Consider the following 15786-nt stretch of genomic DNA (forward strand, 5'->3'; position numbering starts at 1 on the left):
TGTACTTATAGTAAAGGAGGTGATCCAACCACAGGTTCCCCTACGGTTACCTTGTTACGACTTCACCCCAGTTATGAATCACAAAGTGGTAAGCGCCCTCCATAAAGGTTAAGCAACTTACTTCTTTTACAACTCACTTCCATGGTGTGACGGGCGGTGTGTACAAGGCCCGGGAACGTATTCACCGTAGCGTTCTGATCTACGATTACTAGCGATTCCGACTTCATGGAGTCGAGTTGCAGACTCCAATCCGAACTACGATATATTTTGTGAGATCCGCTTACTCTCGCGAGGATGCTTCCCTTTGTATATACCATTGTAGCACGTGTGTAGCCCTGGTCGTAAGGGCCATGATGACTTGACGTCGTCCCCACCTTCCTCCGGTTTATCACCGGCAGTTTCCTTTGAGTTCCCGGCCGAACCGTTGGCAACAAAGGACAAGGGTTGCGCTCGTTGCGGGACTTAACCCAACATTTCACAACACGAGCTGACGACAGCCATGCAGCACCTGTCTCATGGTTCCCGAAGGCACTAAAGTATCTCTACTAAATTCCATGGATGTCAAGACCAGGTAAGGTTTTTCGCGTTGCATCGAATTAAACCACATGCTCCACCGCTTGTGCGGGCCCCCGTCAATTCATTTGAGTTTTAACCTTGCGGTCGTACTCCCCAGGCGGTCGACTTAACGCGTTAGCTACGAAAGTTACAAGTCAAGCTTACAACCTCCAAGTCGACATCGTTTACAGCATGGACTACCAGGGTATCTAATCCTGTTTGCTACCCATGCTTTCGCACCTCAGCGTCAGTATTCATCCAGGGGGCCGCCTTCGCCACTGGTATTCCTCCAGATATCTACGCATTTCACCGCTACACCTGGAATTCTACCCCCCTCTATGAAACTCAAGTATATCAGTTTCAAATGCAATTCCTAAGTTAAGCTCAGGGATTTCACATCTGACTTAATATACCGCCTACGTGCTCTTTACGCCCAGTAATTCCGATTAACGCTCGCACCCTCCGTATTACCGCGGCTGCTGGCACGGAGTTAGCCGGTGCTTCTTTTACAAGTAACGTCAGTAATAAAATTTATTAAATTTTATTATTTCTTTCTTGTTGAAAGTACTTTACAACCCTAAGGCCTTCTTCATACACGCGGCATAGCTGCATCAGGCTTTCGCCCATTGTGCAATATTCCCCACTGCTGCCTCCCGTAGGAGTCTGGACCGTGTCTCAGTTCCAGTGTGGCTGATCATCCTCTCAGACCAGCTAGAGATCGTAGCCTAGGTAAGCTTTTACCTTACCTACTAGCTAATCTCGTCTGGGTTCATCTAATGGTATGAGGTTTTATAAAAATCATAAAATCCCCCACTTTAATCTTACGATATTATGCGGTATTAGCTATCGTTTCCAATAGTTATCCCCCTCCAAAAGGCAGATCCCCAGATATTACTCACCCGTCCGCCGCTTGCCAACAATAAATAGTAAACTATTTATCTTGATGCCGCTCGACTTGCATGTGTTAAGCTTGCCGCCAGCGTTCAATCTGAGCCATGATCAAACTCTTCAATTGAAATATAAAAATTAAATCAAATAAAAAACTTCAATTTAATTTTTATTAAAACTAAATTTATAAATTAACAAAACTCTTATAAAAGAGTGCCCTTAAAAAATTTTTATATATTGTTAAAGAACTATATTAAAATAAAGCATTAAAATTTATCTTACATGCAAATATAAAAGAGTCAAGAATTTTTTATAAAATTAATAATAATTTTATTTAATTTTAAATTTTTTAAAAACATTAAATCCTAGATGAAATAAATATTTTTTTATTTTTTCTATTTTTAAATTATGTTTTGTATATAAAATAATATTTTTTTGAATATTAAATGAAAACCTATTATTAGTTATAATTTTATTTATTTCCGAAATTATATAATCATTGGAATATAAAAATGTAATATTTTCAGGTAAAATTTTTTTTAATTCATTAATAATTAAAGGAAAATGAGTACAACCTAATACTATTGTATCTGGAAAATTTTTTAATTTATACCAAGGATTAAAAATTTTTTTTATTTGTTTTAGAGATATATTTAATCCTTGTATTTTTTCTTCAGATAATAATACTAATTTTTTAGATGATAAAGTTTTTATAATATAATTTTTACTATAATATTTAATTTTTTTTTTTATAGAATAATTTTCTAAAGTTGTTTTAGTTGCTACTATACCAATTACACCATTATTTGTTTTGTTAATAGCATCGTTTATAACTGGAGTAACTCCTATTATTGGAAAAGAAAAATAATTTTGTATTATAGGAAGACTAGAAACACTAGCTGTATTACATGCTATTATTGCTAATGAAAAATGATAATAATATGAAATTTGTTTTAAAATTTTTATACAACGTTTAAAAATATAATTTTTTGATTTTATACCATAAGGAAAAAATTGATTATCTAATAAATATATGAAATATATTTCAGGAAATATTTTTTTAATTTGATTATATATTGATATTCCTCCTACTCCTGAATCAAAAATAAAAATTGTAATTTGAGATTTTAATAATATTTTATTCATAATAAAGTTTTCTTTTTTTTGTAAATTTTTATTTTTATTTAAAAATATTGTTATATAAATTTAATTAGTAAAAATTTTATTTAAAAAATTTAATATTTATTTTATTCTTAATCAAAACTAAAATATAAAAAATTTTTTAATAATTAAATATTATAAAATAATACATAATTTTTATTATAAATATATAATTTTATGGATGAAAATAATGAAAAATTCAATTTATTTAGATTATGCAGCTACTACACCAGTAGATAAAAGAGTTTCAAAAAAAATGATGAAATATTTAACTATAGATGGAAATTTTGGTAATCCTTCTTCTAATTTACATATATTTGGATGGAATGCTGAAAAAGCTATTGATACAGCTAGAAATAATATAGCTAAATGTATAGGATGTAATGATAATGAAATTATATTTACATCTACAGCAAGTGAATCTATAAATATAGCAATAAAATGTGTAGTTAATTGTTTTAAAAAAAATAAAAAACATATTATTACTAGTACAATAGAACATAAATCAGTAATAGAAACATGTAATTATTTAGAAAAAATTGGATTTAATGTTACATATTTAAAACCATCTAAAGATGGTTTAATAAATTTAAATAAACTAAAAGAGGCAATTAATAAAAAAACTATTCTAGTTTCTATTATGCATGTAAATAATGAAATAGGAGTAATTCAAAATATATCAAAAATAGGGAAAATATGCCATAATGAAAATATAATTTATCATGTTGATGCAACTCAAAGTATTGGAAAGTATCCATTTAATTTAAAAAATATGAATATTGATTTAATGTCATTTTCTGCACATAAATTTTATGGACCAAAAGGTATAGGTGCTTTATATATTAATAAAAAAAAATCAAGCATTATGTTAGAAACTTTTATTCATGGAGGAGGACAAGAACAAAATATTAGATCAGGAACTTTAGCTGTTCATCAAATAATTGGTATGTCAGAAGCATTACTGATTTCTATTAATGAAATGGAAAAAGATAGATTAAGAATTCAAGATTTAAAACATTATTTATGGAATAATATAAAAAATATAAAAGGTATATATTATAATGGAAATTATTTAAATAGTTCTCCTTATATAATTAATATAGGTATTAAAAATATATTTAATAAATTACTTATTATAGAAATGAAAAATATTGCTGTTTCTTTTTCATCAGCATGTACATCTTATTATTCTCAATCTTCATATGTATTAAAATCAATAGGATTAAAAAATGAATTAATTCAGAATTCTATACGTATTTCTTTAGGTAGATTTACTACTAAAAAAGAAATTGATTATACTATTTATAAATTACATAAATCAATAAATAAAATAATACATAAATAAATTATATTTATAAAATATAAAAATATTAATAAATAAATTTATAGTAATTTATATTTAATTAAATAAAAATTTAATAAAATATAATAATAATTATTATTATATTTTTATAAAAATTCATAATTTATTTATAATTAATATAATTTCTATATTATAGAAAATATTAATTTTAAATATATTATATATAATTATATTATATGTACAGAAGTAGTATTTGTTGTTCCACTTGGTACTAAAGCTCCAGAAACCATAACAATAACATCTCCTTTTACAGCATATTTACTAGATAAAGCAACTTTTTTACCTATATGATAAAAATCATCTGTAGATAATATTTTTTTTACTAATTTAGGTATTATTCCTTTACTTAATATTAATTGTTTAGAAGTTTTAATATTAGTAGTTAAAGCTAAAATAATAGCTTTAGGAAAATATTTTCTTACTGATTTTGCAGATTTACCTAATTCTGTTGCTACAATAATTAAAGGTGCTTTTAATTTTTCTGATATTTCTACTGCACTCCGACATATTGCATCAGTAATACTCATTTCTGTATTTTTATAAAAATTTATTCTATTATTCATAGTTATATCTGTTCTTTCACAAATATTAGACATAATAGCAACAGATTCTAAAGGATATTTTCCTTTAGCACTTTCTCCGGATAACATAACAGCATCAGTACCATCTAAAATTGCATTAGCTACATCTCCAGCTTCTGCTCTTGTAGGACGAGGATTTTTAATCATCGAATCTAACATTTGAGTTGCTGTTATTACTACTTTACCAAAAAAATTACATTTTTTAATCATCATTTTTTGAGCAAAAATTACATCTTCTACTGGTATTTCTACTCCTAAATCTCCTCTAGCAACCATAATTCCATCAGCAACACTTAAAATATCATCAAAATTATTTAACCCTTCTTGATTTTCAATTTTTGCTATAATTTGAATATTTTCTCCTTTATTTTTTTTTAAAAAATTTTTAATTTCTAATATATCTTCTTTTTTTCTTATAAATGAAGCAGCAATATAATCTATTTTATTTTTACATGCAAAGATTAAATCATCTTTATCTTTTGTTGATAAAGAAGGTAATTTAGTAGATATTCCAGGTAAATTAATTCCTTTATTTTCTGATAATTTACCATTATTTAATACTTGACAAATAATATTATTATTACTTATTTCTAATACTTTCATTTCTATAAGACCATCATCTACAAGTATTTTATTTCCTACATTAAGATCAAAAATTAAATTAGGATATGTTATTGCAACACAATGTTTATCACCAATAACAGATTTATCTGTAGTTAAAATAAATTTTTGTCCAGATTTTAAATATACATCTATACCATTTTTAAGTTTTATAGTACGTATTTCAGGACCTTTAGTATCTAATAATATTGCTGCATTTTGTCCTGTTATATTCATAATTTCTCTTAAAAGTATAATACGTTTTTCATGATCTTTATGATTTCCATGAGAAAAATTTAATCTCATAACATTCATTCCTAAATTTAATAATTTAGATAATATATCTTTAGATTCAGAACTAGGTCCAATAGTACATATTATTTTTGTTTTTTTCATATATTTTATAATTCCTATATTTTAAAATATTATAAATATTTTTTATTATAAATAAATTAATGTAATTTTTTAAAAATATTATTTATTAGTTAATTTTATTAATTTTTTTTTTATAGTATTTATAATAATTTCTATTCCTTGTAATCTAGATAAAGATAAATATTTATCTAAAGATAATTGTTTAAAACATGATTGAATATCAAAGTTAATAATTTTATTATAAGTTTTATTATTATAAAATATAAAAATAATAGCTAATAAACCTTGTACTATAGAAGAATCACTATATCCTTTAAATAATACATAATTATTACTAAAATCAATTTTTAATGTAATCCAAACTTGACTTTGACAACCATGAATTAAATTTTTCAAAGAATGATGTTTTGGTGATAAAATAGAAATTTTGTGTCCTAATTCAATTATATATAAATAACGTTCTTCCCAATTATTACAACGTTTAAAGTTAGCTTTTAATATATTTTGATTAGGTAATATATTTATAACCATAATTATTTATTTAATAAATTATTTATATAGATTAATTTACTAATAAATATATCTATTTCTTCAAAATTATTATATATAGAAAAAGATATTCTACACATAGATTTAACATTATAATATTTCATTATAGGAATAGCACAATGATGTCCAGTACGTATTGCAATACCATATTCATCAAGAAAACATCCTATATCATAAGGATGACAATTGTTTAAATTAAAAGAAATAATACCTACTCTATTTTCTAAAAAATAATTACCAAATAACTTGATATTTGGTATATTAGAAATTTTTTTTAAAGCATATAACATTAAATTTTTATTATGATTTATAATATCTTTGATATTAAAAGATGTAAACCATGATAATGCTGCACCTAAGCCTATAATTCCTGCAATATTAGGAGAACCTGCTTCAAATTTCCATGGTATTTTTTCCCAAATAGGAAAATTATTACAATCAATATTACTTATCATACCTCCTCCACCTTCCCAAGGTGGTATTAATTCTAATATATTTTTTTTCCCATAAAGAATACCAATTCCTGTAGGTCCAAAAATTTTATGTCCAGAAAAAACAAAAAAATCACATCCAATATCTTGTACATTAACTATTCTATTTGTAACTGCTTGAGCACCATCTATTAATGTTAAGATATTTTTACTTTTAGCTAATTTTACTATTTTATTTATTGGATTAATTGTACCTAATACATTAGAAATATAAGTAATAGATATTAATTTAGTTTTTTGATTTATTAAATTATCAATTTGTTTAAAATTTAATTCTCCATTTTTAGTTAATGGTATAATATAAATGTTAAAACCTATTTTTTTTGATATAATCTTCCATGGAATAATATTCGAATGATGTTCCATTTCGGAGATAATAATATTATCTCCTGGAAAAAGATTATTTACTCCCCAAGTATTTGCAATTAAATTTATTCCTTCTGTAGTACCTTTAGTAAAAATTATTTCTTCTGATTTTTTTGCATTAATAAAATTAGCTACTTGTTGACGTATTTTTTCCATAATATTAGTTGCTTCTATACTTAATGTATGCGTTCCTCTATGCACTGATGAATAATTTTTTTTATAAAAATTACTCAATTTAGAAATAACTGATATTGGTTTTTGTACAGTAGCAGCATTATCAAAGTAAATAAAGTTATGTTTATTAACTTTACGTGATAAAATAGGAAATTGTTTTCTAATTTTTATTAAATTTAAATTCATTAAAAATATTCTCTTTAGAGAAATAATTTGATAAATAATTACATATTTTTTTTTTAAAATCATCATCACAAAGATTTTGAATAAAGTCAACTACGAATGCAAAAAGAAGTATATTTTGTGATTTTTTAAAATCTATACCTCTTGTTCTTAAAAAAAATAATTGATTATTATCTATTTTACCAGAAAAAACACCATGTTTACATTTTACATCATTATTATAAATATCTAATTCTGGTTTAACATTCATTTCTGAAGATTTATTAAGTAATAATCCACTATAATTCATTTTACCATCTGTTTGTATAGCTAATGGATTAATCTTTAATAATCCTTTAAAATTTATAATAGAGTTATCAGAAACTATTGCTTTAAAAAGTTGATTACTATAACAATATTTTTTATTATGTTCTAAATAACTTTTAATATAAGAAATATTATTTCCTTTTAATAAAGATAAACTTTTATATTCTAGTTTAGAATTATTTCCATTAAATTGAAAATTATTATTTTGATATATAATTTTATTTGACATTAAAAAATCATATTTTTTAATATAACTGTTATTTTTAATAAAATACTCATTATTATTAAAATAATAATTTTTTTCATCTCCAGTAATTAATTTATAATGAGTTAAACTAACATTATTATCTACAATTAAAGTTGTATAAATATTACTAAAATAAGATTGATTTATATTAATATAATGTTCAAATATTGTAATAGATTGCCTTTTTTTAATATGTATATAATTTCTATAATTTGACATATAAAAAAAATTATTACTATTATTTCCTATATTAATATATATTAAATAAAGTGGTTTTATATTATTGATATTATTTAAGTTTATATCAATAAAAACAATTTCTTTAGATAAAGATTCTGATAAATGAGTAAAAATATTATGTTTAATAAAATTATTTTTATTTTTTAAATTATTAAATTTATTAATAGTTATTTTATACCAAATATTATTTATATCACTTATATTTTGATTTAATTTTCCATTAATAAAATATAAAAAAATACCATCTAATTTAAAAATAATATTTGTTAAATCTTTTTTAAATAATGGTTTAGTTAAAGGAATTTTAAATAATTGATTATTTATAATATTATAATATGTATTTTTTTTTATATATTGTTGATTATTTAATAATTTTTTTAATTTTAACCAATGATTTTCTGATTGTTCTGAAAAATATTTTTTTTTATGTAATTGATATATATTATTTAATTGTTTTAATAAATTATTATTTATTAAGCCAGCCATAACCTTGATCCTCTAATTGTTTTACTAGCATAAAGTCACTAGATTTAACAATTTTGTTATTATAAAGTATATGTACATAATCTGGTTTAACATAATCTAGAATACGACGATAATGTGTAATAATAATAAATGACCTATTCTTAGATCTCATAATATTTATTATATTTGAAACTTTTTTTAATGCATCAATATCTAATCCTGAATCAATTTCATCTAAAATACATAATTTTGGTTTTAAAATTAACATTTGTAATATATCATTAATTTTTTTTTCTCCTCCAGAAAAACCAACATTTACAAATCGTTGAAGAAAATCTTCTTTTATACCTAATATTTTTATGTTTTTTTGAATTAAATCTTGAAAATCAAATCTATCTAATACAGATAACCCATTATATTTTCTTATTTCATTTAATGATGTATATAAAAATAAATTATTAGTAACACCAGGTATTTCAGGAGGATATTGAAACGAAGCAAAAATACCTTCTCTTGCTCTTATTTCAGGAGCCATATTTAATAAATTTTTTTTTTTAAAATATATATTTCCTTTAGAAATAATATACTCTTTTTTTCCTACTAAAATAAATGATAAAGTACTTTTACCTGAACCATTAGGACCCATTATAGCATGAATTTCTCCAGAATTAATTGTTAAATTAAATTTATCTAATATTACTTTATTATTTATATGAACATGTAAATCTTTTATTTTTAACATAATTTTATATAAATTATATTGATTAAAATTTTAACCAATACTTTTTTCCAAGTTAACTGATAATAATTTTTGTGCTTCTATAGCAAATTCTAAAGGAAATTTAATAAAAATATCTTTACAAAATCCATTAATAATAATAGAAACAGCATTTTCTATGCTAATACCCCTTTGTAGACAAAAAAATATTTGATCTTCTCCTATTTTAGAAGTTGTAGCTTCATGTTCAACTTGTGAAGTATGATTAGCAATATTTAAATTAGGATATGTATGAGTACTACATTTTGAACCAATTAAAATTGAATCACATTGAGTAAAATTACGAGAATAATCTGATTTTTTATTAATTTTTACTAAACTTCTATAAGTATTTTTACTATTTTCAGTAGAAATACTTTTAGATATAATTGTTGATTTTGTATGTTTACCTATATGAATCATTTTTGTTCCAGTATCAGCTTGTTGATAACCATTTGTTAATGAAATTGAAAAAAATTCACCAATAGAATAATCTCCTTGTAAAATCACACTAGGATATTTCCATGTAATAGCAGATCCTGTTTCTGATTGAGTCCATGACATTTTACTATATTTTCCTTTACATATTGCTCTTTTAGTAACAAAATTTAAGATACCTCCTGAATGCTTATTTCCTGAAAACCAATTTTGTACTGTAGAATATTTTACTTTAGCATTTTTTAATAATATTACTTCTACAACAGCAGCATGTAATTGATAATTATGTCTTATAGGAGCAGAACATCCTTCTATATAATTTACACTGCTATTTTCATCTGCAATTAAAATTGTACGTTCAAATTGTCCAATATTCTTTTCATTTATACGAAAATAAGTTGATAATTCTATAGGACAATGTACATTTTTTGGTATATATATAAATGTTCCATCGGAAGCTACAGCTGCGTTTAAAGATGCAAAAAAATTATCATTTGCAGGAACAACAGAACCTAAATATTTTTTAACTAAATCGGGATAATTTTGTATAGCATCATTTAAAGAACAAAAAATTATTCCTTTTTTTAATAATTTATCTTTATGAGTTGTAATAACAGATACAGAATCGAAAATAGCATCAATTGCTATATTTTTATTATTAATAGGAATATTTAATTTATTAAAAGTATCTGATACAGCATTTGTAAAATATTTATTTTTATTAAAATTAAAAGTAGTATTTAATTTATCATGATTAATATCAGATAAAGGTGCGGAATAATAAATATAATTTTGATAATTTAATTTATCAAAATGTCCATTTAACCAATGTGGTTCTTTATTATTTATCCAAAAATAATATCCTTTTAATCTAAAATCTAACATCCATTTAGGTTCATTACGTATTTGAGATATCTTTTTTATTATGTTTTCATTTATTCCTGGAGTAAATTGTTCATTTTTTAAATTTGTAGAAAATCCTTCTTTATAAATAGTTTTTTTTTTATTAAAATATCTAATTTTATTTTTTATATTATTTTTCATAGTAAATTTTTTTATTTAATATTAAAACTTTCTCCACAACCACAAGATTTAATTATATTATTATTATAATACTTAAAATATTCTTTAAAATTTTCTTTAATAAAATCTATAATTGTTCCATCTATAAAAACAATATCTGTTCTTTTTATATATATAATAATGTTATTATTTTGAAAAATTAAATCATCGTTAAAAAAATTTTGTACTAATTCAATTTTATATTTAAAACCAAAGCAACCTGTTTGTTTTAAAATTAATCTAATACTATTTACTGTAAAATTAATTTTTATTATTTTATTAATTTGTAATAATGCATTATTAGTTAAAAAAATTCCTTTCCAAACATATTTTTTACAAGAAAAATGGATTAATTTTTTTTTAAATATCATAATTATGATCCAATAAATAATAAATTTTATCTTATTATATCAATTAATATATATAAAATATAATATAAATAAGAATACTTAGTTATTATCTAAATAATATTTTTTATTATGAATAGTTTATTAATGTTTTCATTTTTTAAAAAATTAACTTATTATATTTTAATTATTTATTTGAATATTTACTATATTAATAGTAACTCTTTATTAAAATAATTAGATTATATAAATAATAATTTATATAAAAATTTTATTTTTATTTTTTTATTATAAAAAATAAAATATTTTTTAAAATAAATAAGTTATTTCATTGAATTTTTATTTTTTAATTATTATTTAATAATAATAATATTTTATTAATTAAATTTAATAATTTATTATTAATATTTTAGTAAAAAATTATTTATCTGAAAAAATATTTTAAAAAAATTATGTTATATTGTAATAAATTTAATTATATGTAATATAATTATGTTAAAAAATATTTTATTAAACTAATAAATATAATATTTCTAATATTATAGATTAATAAAATTAATAAAAAATTATTTTTGTATTTTATGTAATGAAAATTCTTGTGAACGAAAACCTAATAAAAATAATACTAATAGATATAATATTAAAACTAATATACAAACAATAAATAAAAATGCCATACGAAATCTTAAATCAGATATAATTAACCATTCTAGAGAAACTAAGTTAGATAAATATGATAACATCATTCCTAAAATTATAGTAACGATTGTTAATCTTATAATAAAACTGCACCACCCAGGCTCCGGAATATAAATTTCACTTCGTACTAATTTATAAAGTAATATAACAAAATTTAAGAATGCAGCTAAACATATTGCTATAGCAAAACCAATATGATTTAAGAAAAAAATAAATAAAGGACTCATAAATTGAGTAAAAATTAAAACTAATATTGCAACAACTACAGGAGTTCTAACATTTTGTCTTGCATAATATCCTAAAGCTAAAACTTTAGATGTTATTATAAATAATAAACCCACAGAATAAATAATAAGATTTTTTTGACACATTAAAACATCAAAGTAATTAAAAGCTCCATATTTAAATAAACAAATTAATAATATTTTAGAAAACATACCTAACATTAAAGAACTTGGTATTATTAAAATAAAACATAAACGTAAACCTAAATCTATTAATTTATTAAAATCTTTTTCATTATTCATAGTAAATGCATCAGTTAATGCTGGTAATAATACTATACTTAATGCAACAGCAAACATACCAATAGGTAATTCCATTAAACGATCAGCATAATAAATCCAAGTAACAGAACCTGTAATTAAAAAAGAAGCAAAAACAGAATTAATTAATAAAGATATTTGAGTTGCAGATACACCAATAATAGCTATACCCATTTTTTTAAAGACTTTTATTATACCATTTATGTTATTATAAATAACAAATTTACAACGTGGTAATACAAACATATCTATTCTTTTTAAATAAATTAATTGATAAATAAGTTGTATACAACCTCCGATTATGACAGACCATGCTAATATTAATACTGGAGGATTAAAATAAGATGGAAAAAACATAATAATAATTATCATACATATATTTAATAATATAGGCGTTAATGCAGGAACTAAAAAATTTTTCCATATGTTTAAAACAGAACTTGCCAATGAAGATAAAGAAACTAATAAAATATAAGGAAAAGTTATTTTTAACATTTTAGATGTTAATACTAATTTATAATTAGTAGTAACAAAACCAGGTGCTATTATAGAAATAATTAAAGAAGAAAATATTATACCGGATAAAACAACAATTGTTAATAATATTGTTAATATACCTAATACAGCAGAAACAAATTCTTTAGTTTCAATTATACTTTTTTTATTTTTATATTCAGCTAATACAGGAGTAAAAGCTTGAGAAAAAGCTCCTTCTGCAAAAATACGACGTAATAAATTTGGTAATTTAAATGCTATAAAAAAAGAATCACTATAAACACCTGCTCCAAAAATTTTTGCTATAAAACTATCTCTAATAAATCCTAACAATCTAGATAATAATGTTATAATACTAACCATTGTTAATGATTTTAACAAATTCATATTTTTCCTTAAACAAAAATAATTTGTTATATAAATAAATTATTTTAATAAAAATTTCAATATATTATATAAACAAAAATTTTATATATTTATTATAACATTTTTATAAAAAAATTAGTTATATAAACATTTTAGTTTATTTATTTATAATATATAAATTTAATTTTGACTTTTACAAAAGTTATATCTTTATGTTAGGTTATATAACCTAATAAATGATAAAAATCATTTATCCTTAATAAGGAATTATTATATGAATTTAAAAGAAATATCAAGAGCAAAATTACCAACTATATGGGGAGAGTTTATTATAATAGGATTTGAAGAAATCTCTACTGGAAATAGTCATATTGCTTTAATTTATGGAATGAAAAAGATTTATAAAACACCAATTATTTTAACAAGAATTCATTCTGAATGTTTAACTGGAGATTCTTTATTTAGTTTACGTTGTGATTGTGGTTTTCAATTAAAATCTTCTTTAATACAAATTTCTAAAGCAAATTGTGGAATATTAATTTATCATAGACAAGAAGGTAGAAATATAGGTTTATTAAATAAAATTAAAGCTTATAATTATCAAGATAAAGGATTAGATACTGTAGAAGCAAATCATAAATTAGGTTTTGCTGCAGATGAAAGAGATTATACTTCATGTGCAAATATATTAAAAACATTAGGTATTTTAAAAATAAAATTATTAACTAATAATCCTAATAAAATTAATATTTTAAGAAAAATTGGCATTAATGTGGTTAGTCGTATTCCATTAATTGTAGGATATAATTCAAAAAATAATAAATATTTAAATACTAAAGCTATAAAAATGGGTCATATATTTAAATAAATTTTTAAATTTTATTTTTTTTTATAATAATTTTGAAATATTTTAATAAATCATTTAGAATAGTTTTTTGTTCTTCACAATTTTTATATTTATTTAATAAAATTTCTATTTGATTAATATAGTTTAAAATATAATTTTTATTAAAAATATTTTTAATATATAAATTCCATTTATTTTTTTCTAAATCATTTAAAATTTCTGGAAAATTTCTAGCTCTATATCTGAATAATAATTCATTAGCTCTATAGTCATTAAAAATAAATTGTTTTAATTTATTAATAGGTGTTTTATGAAGTTTTTTAAAATTTTGTAAATCTGAATATCCAAAAAAATTTTTATATAATTGAGTATCTACATTGTTAATATCATAATTCATATTATTATTATAAAATTTAATTAAACAAGAAAAAATAATATTTTTAATTTTTAAAAAATATTTTTTAAAATTTAAAAAATTTTTTTGATAATAAATTAAATTAAAATTTAAACGTTTAATATCATTAGATTTTAATATATTTATTGGTAATAATAGAGGAGAATTATTTATATTTATAAATTTTATATAAATTAAAAAATTATTATTTAAAATATTTTTTTGCCAATTTAAATTAATAAATCTATTTATATCATTGATTAAATCAAAAGTAATTAATATATTTTTATTTTTAAAAGACCAAAATAAGGGAACAATACATCCTATATTATTATTTGAATTTTTATATACACTACTAATATAAATTAAAGGTTTTATATTAGATAAATGAATTATTTTTAATATTTCTTTTTTTTGTCTATTTTTAAAAAAATAATTAAAAAGAGATAATTGTTTTTTTTTAATTAATTTAGCAATAGCTATGGTAGCATACACATCAGATAATGCATCATGTGATTTATAATATAACTTTATATTATTAATATTAGCAATTTTTTCAAGATTAAAAACAGGAATATTATTTATTTTAGGCCAATTAAGACCATCTGGTCTTAAAACACAACATGCTCTTACTAAATTTAATATATCCCATCTACTATTATTATTTTTCCAATACCAATTATATGGGTCATAAAAATTTCTATAAAATAAATTACGACTAAATTCATCATCAAATGCAATATTATTATATCCTACAATACAAGTATTATATTTAGAAAATATTTTATTAATTTTTTTTGCTAAATTACATTCAAGAATTCCTTTAGTATTAACAATTTGAGGACTTATATTATGAATAATAATAGATTCTGGATTAGGAAAATAATCTATTGGTATTTTACAATATAATATAATAGGTTTTTCTATAATATCAAAATTTATGTTAGTGCGTACACAAGCAAATTGTGCTATCCTATCTATAGAAGGATTTAAACCAAAAGTTTCATAATCATAAAATAAAAAATTTGATTTATTTTTTATAATTTTATTATTTATTAACATAATAAATAATATTATTATAATTTTAATATTTTAACAATATATTTTATAATATATTAAAATTTCAAATTAAATGTTTAATACGGTGAGATGGCCGAGTGGTTGAAGGCGTACGCCTGGAAAGCGTATATATGGAAACGTATCAGGGGTTCGAATCCCCTTCTCACCTTGAATATATAATAAAATTATTAAAATATTTATAAATAACTTTATAATTGTTTATTTATAATGAT

12 protein-coding genes, 1 tRNA gene and 1 rRNA gene are annotated in these 15786 nt (G+C 21.5%); 3 read left to right on the top strand and 11 right to left on the bottom strand.

The window, feature by feature from the left end; genetic code table 11:
* Window positions 1-12 precede the first annotated feature (12 nt).
* A 16S ribosomal RNA gene (locus GJT84_RS01915) occupies window positions 13-1570 on the bottom strand.
* Between the two features lie 203 nt (window positions 1571-1773).
* Entirely contained in the window at window positions 1774-2589 is an 816-nt protein-coding gene (gene murI / locus GJT84_RS01920) for a glutamate racemase (protein WP_168867243.1), read from the bottom strand.
* Between the two features lie 205 nt (window positions 2590-2794).
* On the opposite strand from murI, the gene GJT84_RS01925 reads away from it, so the two are divergent.
* Window positions 2795-3949: an aminotransferase class V-fold PLP-dependent enzyme gene (locus tag GJT84_RS01925; protein WP_168867244.1), complete on the top strand. Its 1155-nt coding sequence runs from the start codon at window positions 2795-2797 to the stop codon at window positions 3947-3949.
* A gap of 185 nt (window positions 3950-4134) precedes the next feature.
* Here GJT84_RS01925 and pykF read toward each other — a convergent pair whose 3' ends face one another.
* From pykF to murJ, 8 genes are all read right to left on the bottom strand, one after another.
* The gene (gene pykF, locus GJT84_RS01930; protein WP_168867245.1) at window positions 4135-5544 is read right to left on the bottom strand and encodes a pyruvate kinase PykF; all 1410 of its coding nucleotides are present in this window, start codon (window positions 5542-5544) and stop codon (window positions 4135-4137) included.
* 78 nt (window positions 5545-5622) lie between these two features.
* Window positions 5623-6054, bottom strand: a complete 432-nt coding sequence (locus tag GJT84_RS01935) for a SufE family protein (RefSeq protein WP_168867246.1) — start codon at window positions 6052-6054, stop codon at window positions 5623-5625.
* A gap of 2 nt (window positions 6055-6056) precedes the next feature.
* Window positions 6057-7289, bottom strand: coding sequence for a SufS family cysteine desulfurase (locus tag GJT84_RS01940; RefSeq protein WP_168867247.1), 1233 nt, complete (start codon window positions 7287-7289; stop codon window positions 6057-6059).
* A complete protein-coding gene (locus GJT84_RS01945; RefSeq protein WP_168867248.1) occupies window positions 7264-8565 on the bottom strand; it encodes a SufD family Fe-S cluster assembly protein in 1302 nt (433 codons plus the stop codon). Before GJT84_RS01945 ends, GJT84_RS01940 begins: the two co-directional genes overlap by 26 nt.
* The gene (sufC, locus tag GJT84_RS01950; RefSeq protein ID WP_168867249.1) at window positions 8546-9286 is read right to left on the bottom strand and encodes a Fe-S cluster assembly ATPase SufC; all 741 of its coding nucleotides are present in this window, start codon (window positions 9284-9286) and stop codon (window positions 8546-8548) included. Before sufC ends, GJT84_RS01945 begins: the two co-directional genes overlap by 20 nt.
* Window positions 9287-9316: 30 nt before the next feature.
* The gene (gene sufB / locus GJT84_RS01955; RefSeq protein ID WP_168867250.1) at window positions 9317-10783 is read right to left on the bottom strand and encodes a Fe-S cluster assembly protein SufB; all 1467 of its coding nucleotides are present in this window, start codon (window positions 10781-10783) and stop codon (window positions 9317-9319) included.
* Window positions 10784-10794: 11 nt separating this feature from the next.
* Window positions 10795-11172: an iron-sulfur cluster assembly accessory protein gene (locus GJT84_RS01960; RefSeq protein ID WP_168867251.1), complete on the bottom strand. Its 378-nt coding sequence runs from the start codon at window positions 11170-11172 to the stop codon at window positions 10795-10797.
* A gap of 542 nt (window positions 11173-11714) precedes the next feature.
* Window positions 11715-13274, bottom strand: coding sequence for a murein biosynthesis integral membrane protein MurJ (gene murJ / locus GJT84_RS01965; RefSeq protein WP_168867252.1), 1560 nt, complete (start codon window positions 13272-13274; stop codon window positions 11715-11717).
* A gap of 253 nt (window positions 13275-13527) precedes the next feature.
* Between murJ and ribA the strand changes: the two genes are divergently transcribed.
* Window positions 13528-14121: a GTP cyclohydrolase II gene (ribA, locus tag GJT84_RS01970; protein WP_168867253.1), complete on the top strand. Its 594-nt coding sequence runs from the start codon at window positions 13528-13530 to the stop codon at window positions 14119-14121.
* 4 nt (window positions 14122-14125) lie between these two features.
* Here ribA and sbcB read toward each other — a convergent pair whose 3' ends face one another.
* The gene (sbcB, locus tag GJT84_RS01975; RefSeq protein WP_168867254.1) at window positions 14126-15556 is read right to left on the bottom strand and encodes an exodeoxyribonuclease I; all 1431 of its coding nucleotides are present in this window, start codon (window positions 15554-15556) and stop codon (window positions 14126-14128) included.
* An 81-nt stretch (window positions 15557-15637) separates the two neighbouring features.
* Here sbcB and GJT84_RS01980 point away from each other — a divergent pair.
* A tRNA-Ser gene (locus GJT84_RS01980) sits at window positions 15638-15722 on the top strand.
* Window positions 15723-15786: the final 64 nt, after the last annotated feature.

Origin of the sequence: Enterobacteriaceae endosymbiont of Plateumaris sericea (genome assembly GCF_012562605.1) — a bacterium.
Lineage (GTDB): Bacteria > Pseudomonadota > Gammaproteobacteria > Enterobacterales > Enterobacteriaceae.

Bases quoted from the DNA above. Each gene is read 5' to 3' on its own strand.
- GJT84_RS01935 (WP_168867246.1), bottom strand. From the start codon at position 6,054: ATGGTTATAAATATATTACCTAATCAAAATATATTAAAAGCTAACTTT.
- GJT84_RS01945 (WP_168867248.1), bottom strand. From the start codon at position 8,565: ATGGCTGGCTTAATAAATAATAATTTATTAAAACAATTAAATAATATA.
- murJ (WP_168867252.1), bottom strand. From the start codon at position 13,274: ATGAATTTGTTAAAATCATTAACAATGGTTAGTATTATAACATTATTA.
- sbcB (WP_168867254.1), bottom strand. From the start codon at position 15,556: ATGTTAATAAATAATAAAATTATAAAAAATAAATCAAATTTTTTATTT.
- GJT84_RS01925 (WP_168867244.1), top strand. From the start codon at position 2,795: ATGAAAAATTCAATTTATTTAGATTATGCAGCTACTACACCAGTAGAT.
- murI (WP_168867243.1), bottom strand. From the start codon at position 2,589: ATGAATAAAATATTATTAAAATCTCAAATTACAATTTTTATTTTTGAT.
- GJT84_RS01940 (WP_168867247.1), bottom strand. From the start codon at position 7,289: ATGAATTTAAATTTAATAAAAATTAGAAAACAATTTCCTATTTTATCA.
- sufC (WP_168867249.1), bottom strand. From the start codon at position 9,286: ATGTTAAAAATAAAAGATTTACATGTTCATATAAATAATAAAGTAATA.
- GJT84_RS01960 (WP_168867251.1), bottom strand. From the start codon at position 11,172: ATGATATTTAAAAAAAAATTAATCCATTTTTCTTGTAAAAAATATGTT.
- ribA (WP_168867253.1), top strand. From the start codon at position 13,528: ATGAATTTAAAAGAAATATCAAGAGCAAAATTACCAACTATATGGGGA.
- sufB (WP_168867250.1), bottom strand. From the start codon at position 10,783: ATGAAAAATAATATAAAAAATAAAATTAGATATTTTAATAAAAAAAAA.
- pykF (WP_168867245.1), bottom strand. From the start codon at position 5,544: ATGAAAAAAACAAAAATAATATGTACTATTGGACCTAGTTCTGAATCT.